At 64.9% G+C, this 16,549-nt stretch carries 10 protein-coding genes and 1 tRNA gene; 2 read left to right on the forward strand and 9 right to left on the reverse strand.

All coding sequences use genetic code 11. The features are described 5' to 3' along the window. Nucleotides 1–125 precede the first annotated feature (125 nt). Together MTBSS4_RS14165 and MTBSS4_RS14170 are read left to right on the forward strand one after the other, a co-directional pair. Nucleotides 126–1,124 carry an ABC transporter substrate-binding protein gene (locus MTBSS4_RS14165; RefSeq protein WP_173984058.1) on the forward strand — a complete coding sequence of 333 codons (999 nt, stop codon included), beginning with the start codon at nucleotides 126–128 and terminating at the stop codon, nucleotides 1,122–1,124. After that, on the forward strand, nucleotides 1,114–3,867 hold the full coding sequence (locus MTBSS4_RS14170; protein ID WP_173984059.1) for an EAL domain-containing protein: 2,754 nt from the start codon (nucleotides 1,114–1,116) through the stop codon (nucleotides 3,865–3,867). Before MTBSS4_RS14165 ends, MTBSS4_RS14170 begins: the two co-directional genes overlap by 11 nt. A 227-nt stretch (nucleotides 3,868–4,094) precedes the next feature. Here the strand turns inward: MTBSS4_RS14170 and rpoC are convergent, their stop codons facing one another. The 9 genes from rpoC to MTBSS4_RS14215 all read right to left on the reverse strand — a co-directional run bounded on the left by rpoC (nucleotide 4,095) and on the right by MTBSS4_RS14215 (nucleotide 16,475). Continuing rightward, nucleotides 4,095–8,579, reverse strand: a complete 4,485-nt coding sequence (rpoC, locus tag MTBSS4_RS14175) for a DNA-directed RNA polymerase subunit beta' (protein WP_173984060.1) — start codon at nucleotides 8,577–8,579, stop codon at nucleotides 4,095–4,097. A 69-nt stretch (nucleotides 8,580–8,648) separates the two neighbouring features. Next, on the reverse strand, nucleotides 8,649–12,824 hold the full coding sequence (gene rpoB, locus MTBSS4_RS14180; RefSeq protein ID WP_173984061.1) for a DNA-directed RNA polymerase subunit beta: 4,176 nt from the start codon (nucleotides 12,822–12,824) through the stop codon (nucleotides 8,649–8,651). Nucleotides 12,825–13,050: 226 nt separating this feature from the next. Next, entirely contained in the window at nucleotides 13,051–13,422 is a 372-nt protein-coding gene (gene rplL, locus MTBSS4_RS14185; RefSeq protein ID WP_173984062.1) for a 50S ribosomal protein L7/L12, read from the reverse strand. Between the two features lie 53 nt (nucleotides 13,423–13,475). After that, the gene (rplJ, locus tag MTBSS4_RS14190) at nucleotides 13,476–13,991 is read right to left on the reverse strand and encodes a 50S ribosomal protein L10 (protein WP_173984063.1); all 516 of its coding nucleotides are present in this window, start codon (nucleotides 13,989–13,991) and stop codon (nucleotides 13,476–13,478) included. A 346-nt stretch (nucleotides 13,992–14,337) separates the two neighbouring features. Next, on the reverse strand, nucleotides 14,338–15,030 hold the full coding sequence (gene rplA, locus MTBSS4_RS14195) for a 50S ribosomal protein L1 (protein WP_173984064.1): 693 nt from the start codon (nucleotides 15,028–15,030) through the stop codon (nucleotides 14,338–14,340). A 4-nt stretch (nucleotides 15,031–15,034) separates the two neighbouring features. Then, a complete protein-coding gene (gene rplK / locus MTBSS4_RS14200) occupies nucleotides 15,035–15,463 on the reverse strand; it encodes a 50S ribosomal protein L11 (protein ID WP_173984065.1) in 429 nt (142 codons plus the stop codon). A gap of 151 nt (nucleotides 15,464–15,614) precedes the next feature. Next, entirely contained in the window at nucleotides 15,615–16,148 is a 534-nt protein-coding gene (gene nusG, locus MTBSS4_RS14205) for a transcription termination/antitermination protein NusG (protein WP_173984067.1), read from the reverse strand. A gap of 5 nt (nucleotides 16,149–16,153) precedes the next feature. Then, the gene (secE, locus tag MTBSS4_RS14210) at nucleotides 16,154–16,351 is read right to left on the reverse strand and encodes a preprotein translocase subunit SecE (RefSeq protein ID WP_173984066.1); all 198 of its coding nucleotides are present in this window, start codon (nucleotides 16,349–16,351) and stop codon (nucleotides 16,154–16,156) included. Nucleotides 16,352–16,399: 48 nt separating this feature from the next. After that, nucleotides 16,400–16,475: transfer RNA gene (locus MTBSS4_RS14215), tRNA-Trp, on the reverse strand. Between the last annotated feature and the right edge of the window lie 74 nt (nucleotides 16,476–16,549).

A 16,549-nucleotide genomic window follows, 5' to 3' on the forward strand; every position in this document is an offset into this window, starting at 1 on the left:
TCCGAAGCCAATCCTTGATAAGCTGTGCGGGAAACACTTATTTACCTCCTACGATCAATGCCCATGTCCGCGACGGCCGACATCGCCGTCCCCGGCCGCATCGGCGACAACCGGAGTACGAGACGATGCGGCTGCGCTGGCTGGCTCTCGCATTGGGGATGGCTGCGGTCCTGGCCGTTGCCGTCCTGCTCCAGTGGGGGGGATTGCTGCGCGACAAGGTCCTGGTCATCGGCGTCCTCAACCACGGCATCATCGCCGAGCAATCGCTGGAGGGCTTCAAGGCCGGTCTCGCCGAATACGGATATCCCGAGGGACAGAAGGTCGTTTACCACTATCGCGGACCGCTGACCGGCCAGGCGCTGGAGGCCGAGGCCCGGCGGCTGGCGGAGATGAAGCCCGATCTGCTGCTGGCCCTGTCGACCCCGTCCGCCAAGGCCGGCATGGAAGTGGCGAAAACGGCCGGCATCCCGCTGGTGTTCGCGCCCGCCTCCGATCCGGTCGGATCGGGACTGGCCGACAGCCTGGGGCGGCCGGGCCGCAACGCCACCGGCGTCACCTTCGGGGTCCAGGAACCGCTGCGCCTGCAATGGCTGAAAACGCTGGTGCCGGGAATTCGGGCGGTGGCGGTTCCGTTCAATCCCGACGACCTCAGCCCGCGCCTGTCGGTGGACCGCGTCAAGCCGGTCGCCAACGACCTTGGCATCCGGCTCGACCTGCTGCATGTGCGCAGCGCCCAGGACCTGGACGACACGCTGAAGACCCTGCCCGCCGACATCGACGCCATCTTCATTCCCACCGACGCCCTGGTCGCCTCCAACCTCTCCCGCATCCTCCTGACCGCCATGGAGCGCGGCATTCCCATCAGCGCGGTGGAGCGCAACAGCGTCGCGAAGGGGGCGCTGATGACCTATGGCTTCGAGCTGAGGGCACTGGGCCGCCAGGGGGCGCGCATCGCCGCCCAGATTCTGGCGGGCACCCCCGCCGGCGATCTGCCGGTGGAAACCGCCGAGTTCCGCCTGTCCGTCAACCTGGACACCGCCCTGCGCCTGAATCTGTCCATTCCGGAAGACATCCTCCGGCAGGCGGACGTCATCAGAACCGGAGGGGGCGGCTATGCCCGCTAGCCTCCGCCGCAAGCTATCGACCTCGTTCGCGGCCCTCGCCATCCTGCCGCTGATCCTGGCCGGCACCGCCCTGACCTTCGCCGCCTTCCGGCTTCAGGAGCGGCAATCCCTGTCGGTCCAGCACCAGATCGGCCGCGGCATCGTCTCGGACTTCCGCAATTACCTGGGAATGCTGGCGCAGGAACTGGAAATCCCGGTGCGCCAGCACGGTCTGGACCGCCTGACTCCCGAGGCGCGCCAGACCCTGATCAATGGGCTGCTGTCGTTCGAGCCGATGTTCGTCGAGGTCGACATTCTCGACGCCGGCGGCAAGGTCCTGGCCCGGGCCAGCCGCTATCACGCCCGGACCGGAAGCGCGCTCAACGGTCTCGGCCACCTGCCCGAGGTCTCGGCCGCCCTGCTGTCGCGCACGACCGCCCTGGGCCTTGTCCGGTATGACGAGGCCACCAACGAACCGGTGATCGGCCTGGCGGTGCCGTCCATGACCCCCGCCACCGGCGAGGTCGAGGGGCTGCTGGTGGCCCAGGTCCGCTTCCGGCGGGTATGGGAGATGACGGCGCCGCAATCGGGTTTGTCCCACCTGTCCGCCTATGTCCTGGACAATCGCGGCCAGGTGATCGCCCACCGCAATCCATCGGTGGTTCTGGCCAATTCACGGCTGGCGCCGGTTCCGCCGGACGGCTTCGTGCGCGGCCTGTCGGGACAGCCGGCCTTCCTGACCAGCGAGGCGGTGGTGATCGGCGGCCGCCGTTTCGTGGTGGTGGTCGAGCAATCGCTGGAATCGGCGCTGCGCATGCCGCTGGGAGCCGTCGCCATCGTCGGCATGGTCCTGCTGTTCGCCGGACTGGGGGCGGCGCTGATGGTGGCGCAGTCCCGGCGGATGATCCTGGCCCCCCTGAACCGGCTGGGCGAGACGGTGCGGGCGGTCGAGGCCGGCGATCTCGGCCGGCGGGCGCCGGTCATCAGCCACGATGAAATCGGCGCCCTGGCGGCATCGTTCAACTCCATGACCGACCGCGTCGAGATGTTGCTGACCGATCTGCGGGAATCCGAGGAGAAATTCCGCCTGGTCGCCGAGAGCACCGGCGACGCCATGGTGGTCATCGACGAGAACGGCGTCATCGTGTCATGGAACCAGGGCGCCACCCGGATGTTCGGCTATTCCCACCCAGAGGCCGTCGGGCAAAGCCTGGACCTGCTGATGCCCGATCACATGACGGGCCTGCACGAATCCATCCTGACCGCCATCAAGGAATCGGGCAGCAAGGGCGTTCGTTCGGACCCGCGCGAACAGCCGGCCCAGCGCAAGGATGGCAGCCTGTTCCCGGTGGAGGTGTCGCTGGCCACCTTCGTCTTCCAGGGCCGGCGGTTCTTTTCCGGCATCATCCGCGACATCACGGCGCGCAAGGAGGCCGAATCCAATATCCGGTTCCTGGCCCGGCACGACGCCCTGACCGGACTGGCGAACCGGCCGGCGCTGCACCAGACGCTGGATGCCGCCCTGGCCGGCATGACCGCCGGCAGCCGCGTCTGCCTGCTGTTCATCGATCTCGACAATTTCAAGCTCGTCAACGACTCCCTGGGACACAGCTTCGGCGACCGGCTGCTGCGCATGGTCGCCGACCGGCTCCGCGCCATCGAGGGCGCGCACAACACCGTCTGCCGCCACGGCGGCGACGAATTCATCCTCGTGGCCCCCGGCATCGTCGCCAAGGGCGAGGCGGTCGACCTGGCCAGGCAGGTCCTGTCCATCATGTCGGAGCCCTTCGCCATCGAAAGCCACGCCGTCGAGGTGGGATGCTCCATCGGCATCACCCTGGCCCCCGACGACGGCCAGGATGCCGAGACCCTGATCCGCAAGGCCGACATCGCCATGTACAAGGCCAAGGAGAAGGGGCGCCTGAACTATCAGGTCTTCACCGCCGCCATGGATCAGCAATTGACCGAACGGCGCCACCTGGAAGAAAAATTGCGCCGGGCGATCAAGGCCGACGAGATCGTCATCCACCTTCAGCCGAAATTCGCCTTCGCCAGCGGATTGGTGATCGGCTTCGAGGCGCTGGCCCGCTGGAACAGCGCCGAATTCGGCATGATCTCCCCCGCCCGCTTCATTCCCGTGGCCGAGGAGGCCGGCCTGATCGGCGCCATCGGCCGCAGCGTGCTGCGCCAGACGCTTCGCACCTTGCGGACATGGCAGGCGGAGGGACGGCAGACGGTGCCGGTGGCGGTCAACCTGTCGGCGGTGCAATTGCGCGACCCCGGACTGGTGGGCGATATCGAGGCCCTGCTGAGCGAATACGCCATCCCCGCCGAACTGCTGGAACTGGAACTGACCGAGAGCATGCTGATGGGCGACGTCGAGGACGTGCGCGCCATCCTGGTCCGGCTGAGGGGATTGGGCATCAAGCTCAGCATCGATGATTTCGGCACCGGTTATTCCAGCCTCAGCTACCTGAAGAGTTTTCCGCTCAATGTCCTCAAGATCGACCGCTCGTTCGTGGTCGATCTGCCCGACGATCACGGGGCCGCCGCGATCTGTCTCGCCATCATCCGCATGGCCAAGGCGCTGTCGCTGGACGTCGTGGCCGAGGGCGTGGAGACCGAGGCGCAGGCCGATTTCCTGCGGCTCCACGGCTGCGACTTCGCCCAGGGTTACCTGTTCGGTCATCCGGTGGCGGTGGCCACCGCCGCCGGGCATCTGCGGACCGGCTGCGAGCCCAACCCGGCTTCCGTCGAGGAATGATGCCGGACAGGGTCACGATTCCGCTTGTGCATTGCGATATTGCGTGTCATTATCATTATAGATGTTGACCTCTCCCGGGGGTCAGCCTCCCTCTCTAGGCAACTTCCAGACCGCCCATTCATTTGGGCGGTTTTTTTTGGCCGTGGCGGAAGCGACGGGCCGCCGCGCATGAAAAACCCCCGCCTCCTCACGGAGACGGGGGTCCGTCATTACAGCCCCGGCCGGGATTACTCGGCGGCGGGCGGAGCCTCGGGAGCGGTGTCGCCGGGAATGGCGGCAACCCCCGCGTCCTCCAGGTCCTGCATGTCCTTGTCGCGCTTGGCGGCAATGGCGCGCAGGCGGTTCATCACCGAGCCGGTGCCGGCAGGGATCAGGCGTCCGACGATAACGTTCTCCTTCAGACCCTGGAGGGTGTCCACCTTGCCCGAGACCGAAGCCTCGGTGAGCACGCGGGTGGTCTCCTGGAACGAAGCCGCCGAGATGAACGAGTGGGTCTGGAGCGACGCCTTGGTGATGCCCTGAAGCACCGGCGTGCCCGAGGCCGGACGGCCCTGCTCGCGGATCGCCTTCGAGTTCTCGATGTCGAACTCGACGCGGTCGACCTGCTCGCCCACCAGCAGCGTGGTGTCGCCGGGGTCGGTGATCTCGACCTTTTGCAGCATCTGGCGAACGATCACCTCGATGTGCTTGTCGTTGATCTTCACGCCCTGGAGACGATAGACCTCCTGAATCTCGTTGATCAGGTACTGGGCCAGCGCCTCGACGCCCAACACCTTCAAGATGTCGTGCGGCACCGGGTTGCCGTCCATCAGCGGGTCGCCGCGGCGGACGTAATCGCCTTCCTGCACGCTGATGTGCTTGCCCTTGGGGATCAGGTACTCGACCGCGTCACCATCCTCGGACACCACCATGATCCGGCGCTTGGACTTGTAGTCCTTGCCGAATTCGACCCGGCCGTCGATGTCGGAGATGATGGCGTGATCCTTGGGCTTCCTCGCCTCGAACAGTTCCGCCACACGCGGCAGACCGCCGGTGATGTCGCGGGTCTTGGACGATTCGCGCGGAATGCGGGCCAGAACGTCGCCAGCATTGACCTTGGTACCGTTCTCGACCGACAGGATGGCGTCCACGCTCATGAAGTAGCGGGCCTCCAGGCCGTTGGCCAGAACCACTTCCTCGCCCTTCTCGTCGCGCAGCGTGACGCGGGGACGCAGCTCGGCGCCCCTGGGCTGCTGCTTCCAGTCGATGACCACCTTGCTGGCGATGCCGGTGGCCTCGTCGACCACCTCGCGCATGGACAGACCCTCGGTCAGGTCGACGTAATGCGCGATGCCGGCCCGCTCGGTGATGATGGGCAGGGTGTAGGGGTCCCACTCGGCCATCTTGGTGCCGCGCGTGATCTTCTGCCCCTCGTCCACCAGCAGCTTGGCGCCGTAGGGAACGCGGTGGCGGGCACGCTCGCGCATGTTGTGGTCCAGCAGCGCCACTTCGCAATTACGGCTCATGACGATGCTGTGACCCGACGAGTTCACCACCATGTTGCGGTTGATGACCTGGACGGTGGAATCGAGCGACGCCTCGATGCTGGACTGCTCGGCGCCGCGCTGGGCGGCGCCGCCAATGTGGAAGGTCCGCATGGTCAGCTGGGTGCCGGGCTCGCCGATGGACTGGGCGGCGATGACGCCGACCGCCTCGCCGACGTTGACGCGGGTGCCCCGCGCCAGATCGCGGCCATAGCAGGTGCCGCACACGCCCTCTTCCGAGTCGCAGGTAAGAACCGAGCGGATCACCACGGTCTCGATGCCGGCGGCGTCGATCCGCTCGACCTCGGTTTCCTGGATCATCTGGCCGGCGGCGACGATGACCTCGCCAGTCGCCGGATTGACGATGTCGCGCGCCGCCGAGCGGCCGAGGATGCGTTCGGCCAGCGAGGCGATGACCTCGCCACCCTCGATCACCGGTGACACGGTCAAGCCGTTGGTGGTGCCGCAATCCTCCTCGTGGATGATGGCGTCCTGGGCCACGTCGACCAGACGGCGGGTCAGATAGCCCGAGTTGGCGGTCTTCAGCGCGGTGTCGGCCAGACCCTTGCGGGCGCCGTGGGTGGAGTTGAAGTACTCCAGCACGGTGAGGCCTTCCTTGAAGTTCGAGATGATCGGCGTCTCGATGATCTCGCCCGACGGCTTGGCCATCAGGCCGCGCATGCCGGCCAGCTGCTTCATCTGGGCGGCGGAACCGCGGGCGCCGGAATGGGCCATCATGTAGATGGAATTGATCGGCTTGCCGGGATGCTGGCTGGAAATCTGCTTCATCATGGCGTCAGCGACGTCGTCGGTGCACTTGGACCAGGCGTCGACCACCTTGTTGTACTTCTCGCCCTGGGTGATCAGGCCGTCCTGATACTGCTGCTCGTATTCCTTGGCCTTCTCTTCGGTATCGCCGACCAGCTTGGTCTTCTCGGGCGGAATGACCAGATCGTCCTTGCCGAACGAGATGCCGGCCTTGAAGGCGTTGGAATAGCCCATGCCCATGATGCGGTCGGCAAAGATCACCGTCTCTTTCTGGCCGCAATGGCGATAGACCACGTCGATGACGTTCTGGATCTCCTTCTTGGTCAGAAGGCGGTTGATCAGCGAGAACGGCACGTTCTTGTTGCGCGGCAGGATCACCGACAGCAGCATGCGGCCGGGGGTGGTCTCGACGATGTGGGTCAGCGGCTCGCCCTCGCTGTCCACGGTGTGGAACCGCGCCCGGATCTTGCAGTGAAGCGTGATGGTCTTCTCGGCCAGCGCTTCCTCGATCTCGGAAATGGTGGCGAAGACCGGCAGCTTGTAGACGATGGCCTTGCCGGCCTTGATGGCCTTCTCGGCCTCGTCCACCGAAGCGGCGGCGAACGGGGTGCCAGGCTTGTCCACGTTGAACAGACGCAGTTCGCCGCGCTTCAGCCCGGCCTCCAGCGCGTCGCGGCTGGCGACGTTGACGCGGCGGTGAACCGTCACCTCGCGGCGGGCGATGCGGTCGAGCAGGCCGTCGACGTCCTTGGCGTCGATCTTGGCGTTGGGATCGGTCGGGCAGTAGAACAGCACCGAATTATTGGCGATGGCGCCCTTCAATTCGTCCAGGGAGCGGATCTTCAGCTTCTGGCCGGGCAGTTCGTCCCGTTCCATGGTGATGTAGTAGATGCCGAGCACGATGTCTTGCGACGGCACGATGATCGGCTTGCCGTTGGCGGGCGAGAGGATGTTGTTGGTCGACATCATCAGCACGCGGGCTTCAAGCTGGGCTTCCAGCGACAGCGGCACATGGACCGCCATCTGGTCGCCGTCGAAGTCGGCGTTGAAGGCAGTGCAGACCAGCGGATGCAGCTGGATCGCCTTGCCCTCGATCAGCACCGGCTCGAACGCCTGGATGCCGAGGCGATGCAGCGTCGGGGCGCGGTTCAGCATCACCGGATGCTCGCGGATGACCTCTTCCAGGATGTCCCACACCTCGGGACGCTCCTTTTCCACCATGCGCTTGGCGGCCTTGATGGTGGTGGCCATGCCGTAGAGTTCGAGCTTGGAATAGACGAAGGGCTTGAACAGCTCCAGCGCCATCTTCTTGGGCAGGCCGCACTGGTGCAGCTTCAGCTCGGGGCCGACCACGATCACCGAACGGCCGGAATAATCGACGCGCTTGCCCAGCAGGTTCTGGCGGAAACGGCCCTGCTTGCCCTTCAACATGTCGGACAGCGACTTCAGCGGACGCTTGTTGGCGCCGGTGATGGCGCGGCCGCGACGGCCGTTGTCGAACAGGGCGTCGACCGCCTCTTGCAGCATGCGCTTCTCGTTGCGCACGATGATCTCGGGGGCGCGCAGCTCGATCAGCCGCTTCAGGCGGTTGTTGCGGTTGATGACGCGGCGGTAGAGATCGTTGAGGTCGGAGGTGGCGAAACGGCCGCCGTCCAGCGGAACCAGCGGGCGCAGTTCCGGCGGAATCACCGGGATCACTTCCAGGATCATCCATTCCGGGCGCGAGCCGGATTCCATGAAGGCTTCCACCAGCTTCAGGCGCTTGACCAGCTTCTTGCGCTTGGCTTCCGAAGTGGTTTCCTTGAGATCGACCTTCAACTGGGCCTTCTCGGACTCAAGGTCGATCACGGTCAGCATGTCGCGGATTGCTTCGGCGCCGATCTTGGCGGTGAAGCTGTCCTCGCCGTATTCGTCGACGGCGCGCATGTACTGCTCTTCCGTCAGCAGCTCGCGCAGCTTCAGCGGGGTCAGGCCGGGTTCGACCACCACGTAATTCTCGAAATAGAGAATCCGCTCCAGGTCCTTCAGCGTCATGTCGCACAAAAGGCCGATGCGGGACGGCAGCGACTTCAGGAACCAGATATGGGCGACCGGGCTGGCCAGCTCGATATGGCCCATGCGCTCGCGCCGGACCTTGGCCAGCGTCACCTCGACGCCGCACTTCTCGCAGATGATGCCGCGATATTTCATGCGCTTGTACTTGCCGCACAAGCATTCGTAATCCTTGATCGGACCGAAGATGCGGGCGCAGAACAGGCCGTCGCGCTCCGGCTTGAAGGTCCGGTAGTTGATGGTCTCGGGCTTCTTGATCTCGCCGTAGGACCACGAGCGGATGCGCTCGGGCGAAGCGATGGAGATGCGGATCTGGTCGAAGGCCTGCGTGCCGCTGGCCTGACCGAAGATCTTCATAAGTTCGTTCATAGACATACTCCCGTGTGACCTTTCGGGTGCGGCGGAGGGAAACGTTCCCTCCGCCCCGGGTTCGTATCTTTAGAAATCGCGCTGGGTCAGCTCGACGTTCAGACCGAGGGACCGCAGTTCCTTGACCAGGACGTTGAACGACTCGGGGATTCCGGCCTCGAAGGTGTCGTCGCCGCGCACGATGGCCTCGTAGACCTTGGTGCGGCCGGAAACGTCGTCCGACTTGACCGTCAGCATCTCCTGGAGCGTGTAGGCGGCGCCGTAGGCTTCCAGCGCCCACACTTCCATTTCGCCGAAGCGCTGGCCGCCGAACTGGGCCTTGCCGCCCAGCGGCTGCTGGGTGACCAGCGAATAGGGGCCGATGGAACGCGCGTGGATCTTGTCGTCGACCAGGTGGTGCAGCTTCAGCATGTAGATGTAGCCCACCGTCACCTTGCGGTCGAACGGCTCGCCGGTGCGGCCGTCGACCAGGGTGACCTGACCCGACGAGGACCGGTTGGCCTTGCCCAGCATCTCGACGATGTCGCTTTCCCGCGCCCCGTCGAACACCGGAGTGGCGATGGGAACGCCGGGGGTGAGGTTGGTCGCCAGTTCGGTGATCTCCTCGTCGCCCAGCGGCGCGATCTCGTCATCGTAGATGGCGTCGCCATAGACATCCTTCAACTTGGCGCGAAGGTCGTCCATGGTGGCGGTGCTGCGCTTGTACTGGTCGAGCATGGAGCCGATCTGCTGGCCCAGGCCGGCGCAGGCCCAGCCCAGATGGGTCTCCAGGATCTGGCCGACATTCATGCGGCTCGGCACGCCCAGCGGGTTGAGGACGATGTCCACCTGCTGGCCGTCTTCCAGATAGGGCATGTCCTCCAGCGGCATGATGCGGGAGATGACGCCCTTGTTGCCGTGGCGTCCGGCCATCTTGTCGCCCGGTTGCAGCTTGCGCTTCACCGCCACGAACACCTTGACCATCTTCATCACGCCGGGGGGCAGTTCGTCGCCGCGCTGAAGCTTCTCGACCTTGTTCTCGAAGCGCTCCTGCAACTTGTCGACCTGGGCGTCGAACGCCCGCTTCAGCTGCTCGGCATCGGCCATGGCGGCATCGTCGTCGACGGCGATGTTGCGCCACGCGGTTGGGTGCAACTCGGCCATCATCTCGTCCGAAAGGACCTGGCCGGCCTTGACGCCCTTAGGACCGGAAACCACCTTCTTGCCGACCAGCAACTGCTTGAGGCGGGCGAAGAACGACCGCTCCAGGATGCCACGCTCGTCGTCGCGGTCCTTGGCCAGACGTTCGATTTCCGAACGCTCGATGGCCAGGGCGCGTTCATCCTTCTCGACGCCACGGCGCGAGAAGACGCGAACCTCGACGATGGTGCCCGACACGCCCGGCGGCAGGCGCAAGGAGGTGTCGCGCACGTCCGAGGCCTTTTCACCGAAGATGGCGCGCAGCAGCTTCTCTTCCGGGGTCATGGGCGATTCGCCCTTCGGCGTCACCTTGCCCACCAGGATGTCGCCCGGCTTAACCTCGGCACCGATATAGACGATTCCGGCCTCGTCCAGGTTCTTCAGGGCCTCTTCACCCACGTTGGGAATGTCGCGGGTGATTTCCTCCTGGCCCAGCTTGGTGTCGCGGGCCATGACCTCGAATTCCTCGATATGGATCGAGGTGAACACGTCGTCCCTGACGATGCGTTCCGAGATCAGGATCGAATCCTCGAAGTTGTAGCCGTTCCATGGCATGAACGCGACCAGGACGTTGCGGCCGAGCGCCAGTTCGCCCAGCTGGGTCGAGGGGCCGTCGGCGATGATGTCGCCCTTCTGGATCAGATCGCCCACCTTGACCAGCGGACGCTGGGTAATGCAGGTGTTCTGGTTGGAACGCTGGAACTTCAGCAGATTGTAGATGTCGACGCCCGACGCCGCCGCCGAGGTTTCCTCGGTGGCGCGGATGACGACGCGGGTGGCGTCGACCTGATCGACGATGCCGGTCCGCTTGGCGGTGATGGCGGCGCCGGAATCGCGGGCCACCGCCTGTTCCATGCCGGTCCCCACCAAGGGCGCCTCGGCGCGGATCAGCGGAACCGCCTGACGCTGCATGTTCGAGCCCATCAGGGCGCGGTTGGCGTCGTCGTTCTCCAGGAACGGAATCAGGGCGGCGGCGACCGAAACCAGCTGTTTCGGCGACACGTCGATCATGTCGATCTCGCCCGGCGGCACCAGCACGAAGTCGCCGGCCCGGCGGCACGACACCAGATCCTCGGTGAAGCGTCCCTGCTCGTCCAGGCCGGAATTGGCCTGCGCCACGGTGTAGCGCCCCTCTTCCATGGCCGACAGGTAGACCACGTCGGAGCTGACCACGCCGTCATGAACCTTGCGGTAGGGCGCCTCGATGAAGCCGTACTGATTGACGCGGGCATAGGTGGCCAGCGAGTTGATCAGGCCGATGTTCGGGCCTTCCGGCGTCTCGATCGGGCAGATGCGGCCGTAATGGGTCGGATGCACGTCGCGCACCTCGAAGCCGGCGCGCTCGCGGGTCAGACCGCCCGGCCCGAGGGCCGACAGGCGCCGCTTGTGGGTGATTTCCGACAGCGGGTTGGTCTGGTCCATGAACTGCGACAGCTGCGAGCTGCCGAAGAATTCACGCACCGCCGCCGCCGCCGGCTTGGCGTTGATCAGATCGTGCGGCATCACCGAATCGATGTCGACCGAGGACATGCGCTCGCGGATGGCGCGCTCCATGCGCAGCAGGCCGACGCGATACTGATTCTCCATCAGTTCGCCCACCGAGCGGACGCGGCGGTTGCCGAGATGGTCGATGTCGTCGATCTCGCCCTTGCCGTCCTTCAGCTCCACCAGCACCTTGATGACGCCCAGGATGTCTTCCTTGCGCAGCACGCGCACGGTGTCGGCCACCTCGGGAGTGTTGAGGCGGGAATTCATCTTGACGCGGCCGACCGCCGACAGGTCGTAGCGCTCGGAATCGAAGAACAGGCCCTGGAACAGCGCCTCGGCGGTTTCCAGGGTCGGCGGCTCGCCCGGGCGCATGACGCGGTAGATGTCGATCAGCGCTTCCTCGCGCGACGAGTTCTTGTCGACCGCCAGGGTGTTGCGCATGTAGGGGCCGACATTGATGTGGTCGATGGCCAGCACCGGCAATTCGGTGATGCCGGCCTTCTCCAGCTCGGCGACCAGATGGTTGGTCAGCTCGTCGCCGGCCTCGGTGAAGATCTCGCCGGTCAGCTCGTTGATGATGTCCTCGGCCACGTACTGGCCGATCATGTCCTCGGGCGCGACCAGAACCTCGGCGAGGCCGGCTTCCTTCAGCTTCTTGCTGAGGCGCGGCGTCATCTTGGTGCCGGCGTCGGCCACCTTCTCGCCGGTCTTGGCGTCGATCAGGTCGCTGACCAGCTTGACGCCCTTGAGGCGCTCGGCGTCGAAGGCGGTCTTCCAGCCCTTGGGACCACGGGTATAGATCACCTTGCCATAGAAATAGGACAGGATCTCTTCCGAGGTCATGCCGCGGATCTCGGACTGCTCCAGGCCGCGGCCCTCGGCGGCGCGGGTCTTGCGCAACTGGGCGGTCGGCGCGCCGTCCAGCGCGTAGAGCAGCGTGGTGACCGGCAGCTTGCGGCGGCGGTCGATGCGCACATAGACCAGGTCCTTGGCGTCGAATTCGAAGTCCAACCACGAGCCGCGATAGGGAATGACGCGGGCGGCGAACAGATACTTGCCCGACGAATGGGTCTTGCCCTTGTCGTGGTCGAAGAACACGCCGGGGCTGCGGTGCATCTGCGAGACGATGACGCGCTCGGTGCCGTTGATCACGAAGGTGCCGTTGGACGTCATGAGCGGCATGTCGCCCATGTAGACGTCTTGCTCCTTGATGTCGCGGATGGACCGCGCGCCGGTATCCTCGTCGATGTCCCACACCACCAGGCGGAGCGTCACCTTCAGCGGCGCGGCGTAGGTCATGCCGCGCTGCTGGCATTCCTCGACGTCGTATTTCGGCTGCTCGAAATCGTAGCGCACGAATTCCAGGGTTCCCCGCTCGGAGAAATCCTTGATCGGAAAGACGGACTTGAAGACTTCCTGCAAGCCGACATTGGCGCGTTGCTCGGGAAGGATGCCCATCTGCAAGAAATGATCGTAGGAGCTTTTCTGCACCTCGATCAGATTCGGCATCGGCGCAACCGTGGGAATACGCCCGAAGCTTTTGCGCACACGCTTCCGACCCGTATAGGATTTAGCCATTGCCGCTCCTCGTCTTCATCGTCGGTTTCGGCCCAACTCAACCAGACCATTCCGGGGGACCTCCCCGGACCGCGCGCCCCCCGGACCATTGTCCCGGGCACGGGCGGTTTTCCCTTGCGGGACCCGAAACCCACCGCCGGGGCGGTGGGGTCTCAAACACAAGCACCAGAGGGCCGGGAGGCGAAACCCGCATCCCGGCCCCTGGATAATCCGCCGAAAGGCGATCTTACTTGATCTGGACCTTGGCGCCGGCCTCTTCCAGAACTTTCTTGATCTTCTCGGCTTCTTCCTTGCTCGCGCCTTCCTTGACGGGCTTCGGAGCGGCCTCGACGAGGTCCTTGGCTTCCTTCAGACCCAGGCCGGTGATGGCGCGGACTTCCTTGATGACGTTGATCTTCTTCTCGCCGGCCTCGGCGAGGATCACGTCGAACTCGGTCTTTTCCTCGGCGGCCGGAGCGGCAGCGGCGGCCACGGCGGCCACGGCGACCGGAGCGGCGGCGGAAACGCCCCACTTCTCTTCCAGCATCTTGGACAGCTCGGCGGCCTCCAGAACGGTCAGGGCCGAGAGATCGTCAACCAACTTGGCAAGATCAGCCATTTTAAATAACTCCTAGTTCAAAGCTTGAAGCTTGGGTTCTGTCAGGAAAAATCTCACGCAGCGTCCTTGTCCGCCTTGGCGCGCAGGACCCGGGCCAACTGGCCGGCGGGAGCCTGGAGCACACCGGCGATGCGGGTGGCCGGGGTCGAGATCATGCCGATCAGGCGGCCACGCAGCTCGTCGAGCGACGGCAGGGTGGCGAGCGCCTTCACACCGTCGACATCCAGGCGCTTGTTGCCCAGCGATCCACCCAGGATCACCAGCTTTTCATTGGCCTTGGAAAACTCGGCGGCGACCTTGGCGGCGGCAACCGGATCGCGCGAAACGGCGATGGCGGTCGGGCCGACGAACAGGTCAGCGAGGTTCTCGAACTCGGTACCAGCAAGGGCAAGCTTGGTGAGACGGTTCTTGGTCACCTTGAAGCTGGCTCCGGCCGCGCGCATCTTGACGCGCAGAGCGGTCATCTCGGCAACCGTCAGTCCCTTGTAGTGGGTGACGATGACGAGACCGACGTCTCCGAGCGTTCCATGCAGCGACCCGACCCAATCTGCTTTCTGTGTCCGGTCCACTTTCGTCTCCAAACATAGAGCCGAAGCCCCCGCCATCGGGATGATCCCCAAGACGGAAAACATCGGTCCATTGCCCATGGCTCCAACCGGCGGCACGCCGCCCGTCGGGGCCGGTGGCCTGTCCCAGAAGCTTCAAGCCGCAACCGTCGCCCTCCCAGGGGAGAGGAGACGGAAAACGTCCCTTTACCTCTGTCTCGGCAGGCGGGAACTCCCATCAAGCCTTGGGGCGGCAAGCCGTCCCTCGGCACCTGCGGTCTCGGACAGGTGCGGGTCCCTCCGACACCGGAGAGACCCTGGCCCCCTCCCCCTCAGCGAGGGGAAGGGGAATTGTCGCGCGACCGGAGCGTTACGCCCCGATCGAAGCGATTTCGAGCTTCACGCCCGGCCCCATGGTCGAGCTCAGCGACACCTTCTTGAGATAGGTGCCCTTGGCGCCCTGGGGCTTGGCCTTGTTGATGGCGTCGACGAACGCCTTGACGTTCTCGGCCAGCTTGTCCTCGGCGAAGCTCGCTTTGCCGATGCCGGCATGGACGATGCCGGCCTTCTCGACGCGGAACTGCACCTGACCGGCCTTGGCGGCGCGAATCGCCTCGGTGACGTTGGCGGTGACGGTTCCCAGCTTCGGGTTCGGCATCAGGCCGCGCGGGCCGAGAACCTTGCCGAGGCGGCCAACCAGACCCATCATGTCGGGCGTGGCGATGCAGCGGTCGAAATCCATGGTGCCGCCGTTGACGATCTCGAACAGATCGTCGGCGCCGATGATGTCGGCTCCGGCCTTCCTGGCTTCCTCGGCCTTGTCGCCCTTGGCGAACACGGCGACGCGGACGGTCTTGCCGGTGCCGTGGGGCAGTTCGACCACGCCGCGGACCATCTGGTCGGCGTGACGGGGGTCGACGCCCAGGTTCAGGGCGATCTCGACGGTCTCGTCGAACTTGGCGACGGCGCCGGCCTTGATCACCTTCACCGCGTCGGCGAGGCTGTAGAATTTGTTGCGGTCAATGCCGGCATAGGCCGACTTCAGGCGCTTTCCTTCGGCCATCTGACTACTCCACCACCTTGAGGCCCATGGAACGGGCAGAACCGACGATCATGCTCGCAGCCGCCTCGACGTCATTGGCGTTGAGGTCGACCATCTTCTTCTCGGCGATCTCGCGGATCTGCGCCATGGTCACCTCGCCCACCGTCCCCTTGCCGGGGGTGGTGGTTCCCTTGGTGATGCCGGCGGCCTTCTTCAGGAAGTAGGTGACCGGAGGGGTCTTGGTGACGAAGGTGAAGGTGCGATCCGAATAGGCGGTGATCACCACCGGAATCGGCATGCCCGGCTCCAGCCCCTGAGTCTGGGCGTTGAAGGACTTGCAGAATTCCATGATGTTCAGGCCGCGCTGACCCAGCGCGGGACCGATCGGCGGCGAGGGATTGGCCTTGCCGGCCGGGACTTGGAGCTTGACGTAGCCCACGATCTTCTTTGCCATCTGACTATCCTCTGACTGTCATCCAGAGTTGGCGGTACGGCCTTGGCGAGCCTTCCGCCGACCAAACCGGCACCGGACATCCGGAACCGGAAAACCAATACGGCCACAGGCCGCTCCGCCGGTCCGGCGAAGCGGCTTGCGGTGAAAAATCTCAGACCTTCTCGACCTGAGAGTACTCCAGCTCGACCGGCGTGGAGCGCCCGAAGATCGAAACCGCCACCTTGAGGCGGGCCTTCTCCTCGTCGACTTCCTCGACAAGGCCGTTGAACGAGGTGAAGGGACCGTCGCTGACCCGGACCTGCTCGCCCACCTCGAAGGTGATGGAGGGCTTGGGACGCTCGACCCCGTCCTGAACCTGCTTGATGATCCGTTCGGCCTCGGATTCGGTGATCGGAACCGGACGGCCCTTGCCGCCCAGGAACCCGGTGACCTTCGGCGTGTTCTTGACCAGATGCCAGGTGTCGTCGGTCAGAACCATCTTGACCAGGACGTAGCCGGGAAAGAACTTGCGCTCGGCGTTCACCTTGGCGCCGCGGCGAACCTCGACCACTTCCTCGGTCGGAACCAGGACCTGCTCGAACAGATCGGCCATGCCTTTCTGCTCGGCCTGCTCGCGGACCGACAGGGCGACCTTCTTCTCGAAGCCGGAATAGACGTGAATCACGTACCAGCGGGCGGTGGCCATGCTCATCAGCCTCCCAGACCGAACACGAGCTTGACGCTCCAGGCGAAGATCTGATCGACGACCAGGAAGAAGATAGCGGTGATCAGCACCATCACGAACACCATGCCGGTGGAGACGGTGGTTTCACGCCGCGACGGCCAAGTCACCTTGGCGACTTCCTGGCGGACCTGCTTGACGAAAAGGGCCGGAGACGTCTTTGCCATTTCTCTACTGTCGTAATTGCGCGCCATCGGGAAGGTGATGGAACGACTTGGCAGGAGTGGAGGGGCTCGAACCCCCAACCCCCGGTTTTGGAGACCGGTGCTCTACCAGTTGAGCTACACTCCTGCAGCCGTCACCGGTCCCCAGTCACGGGGACCGGCCATCGGGCCCGGCGTGACCGAAGCCACGCCTTATACAGC

Source organism: Magnetospirillum sp. SS-4, assembly GCF_902729425.1.
Lineage (GTDB): Bacteria > Pseudomonadota > Alphaproteobacteria > Rhodospirillales > Magnetospirillaceae > Phaeospirillum.

Excerpts from the sequence above, each read along its gene's own strand:
- rplK (WP_173984065.1), bottom strand. The coding sequence starts at position 15,463 with ATGGCAAAGAAGATCGTGGGCTACGTCAAGCTCCAAGTCCCGGCCGGC.
- secE (WP_173984066.1), bottom strand. The coding sequence starts at position 16,351 with ATGGCAAAGACGTCTCCGGCCCTTTTCGTCAAGCAGGTCCGCCAGGAA.
- MTBSS4_RS14165 (WP_173984058.1), top strand. The coding sequence starts at position 126 with ATGCGGCTGCGCTGGCTGGCTCTCGCATTGGGGATGGCTGCGGTCCTG.
- rplA (WP_173984064.1), bottom strand. The coding sequence starts at position 15,030 with ATGGCCGAAGGAAAGCGCCTGAAGTCGGCCTATGCCGGCATTGACCGC.
- rpoB (WP_173984061.1), bottom strand. The coding sequence starts at position 12,824 with ATGGCTAAATCCTATACGGGTCGGAAGCGTGTGCGCAAAAGCTTCGGG.
- rplL (WP_173984062.1), bottom strand. The coding sequence starts at position 13,422 with ATGGCTGATCTTGCCAAGTTGGTTGACGATCTCTCGGCCCTGACCGTT.
- MTBSS4_RS14170 (WP_173984059.1), top strand. The coding sequence starts at position 1,114 with ATGCCCGCTAGCCTCCGCCGCAAGCTATCGACCTCGTTCGCGGCCCTC.
- rpoC (WP_173984060.1), bottom strand. The coding sequence starts at position 8,579 with ATGAACGAACTTATGAAGATCTTCGGTCAGGCCAGCGGCACGCAGGCC.
- nusG (WP_173984067.1), bottom strand. The coding sequence starts at position 16,148 with ATGGCCACCGCCCGCTGGTACGTGATTCACGTCTATTCCGGCTTCGAG.